Origin of the sequence: Mycobacterium helveticum, assembly GCF_007714205.1 — a bacterium.
Lineage (GTDB): Bacteria > Actinomycetota > Actinomycetes > Mycobacteriales > Mycobacteriaceae > Mycobacterium > Mycobacterium helveticum.
In genome coordinates this window covers 1-563 of record NZ_VMQU01000352.1, presented here as the reverse complement: position 1 = coordinate 563, position 563 = coordinate 1, and the positions used below count along the sequence as shown (strand labels likewise).

Genomic DNA, 563 nt, shown 5'->3' with positions numbered 1-563 from the left:
CGACGACGGTCATGGGCCCCCGCTTCCCCCTGCCCACTTGACAAAACCGATTCCATATCAGGGCGTGTCTCCCAATTTTTTGACTGTTGACCAGCCAGGATTGGCTGGTGACGCGGATTGGTGTGATTTCTGACGAGTTCTGGGCGGTGGTTGAGCCGTTGATGCCTTCGCATGAGGGCAAGCGGGGCCGGAGGTTTGGTGATCACCGGTTGATTTTGGAGGGGATTGCCTGGCGGTTTCGCACGGGATGCCCGTGGCGGGACCTGCCTGCTGATTTCGGGCCATGGAAAACGGTGTGGAAGCGTCATCACCGATGGTCGCTGGATGGCACCTATGACGTGATGTTTGCTCAGGTGGCGCACGCCTTCGGGTTCGACGCCGAGATGGCCGGCGATATCGAGAAGCTGTTGTCGGTGGATTCGACGAACGTACGGGCGCATCAACATTCGGCGGGTGCCCGGTCGGACACGCTGGCAAAAGGGGGCCCGAGCCTGTCACGATTTCTGTGTAAGTCAGAGGTGATTTGACTACGAGTTGTATTCTAGCACAACGGGATTCGACCC

General features: G+C 58.8%; 1 pseudogene. It reads left to right on the top strand.

Features of this window, described 5'->3' with window-relative positions:
- Nucleotides 1-107: 107 nt before the first annotated feature.
- A pseudogene (locus tag FPZ47_RS27880) lies at nucleotides 108-491 on the top strand (IS5 family transposase); the annotation flags it as partial.
- Nucleotides 492-563 lie beyond the last annotated feature (72 nt).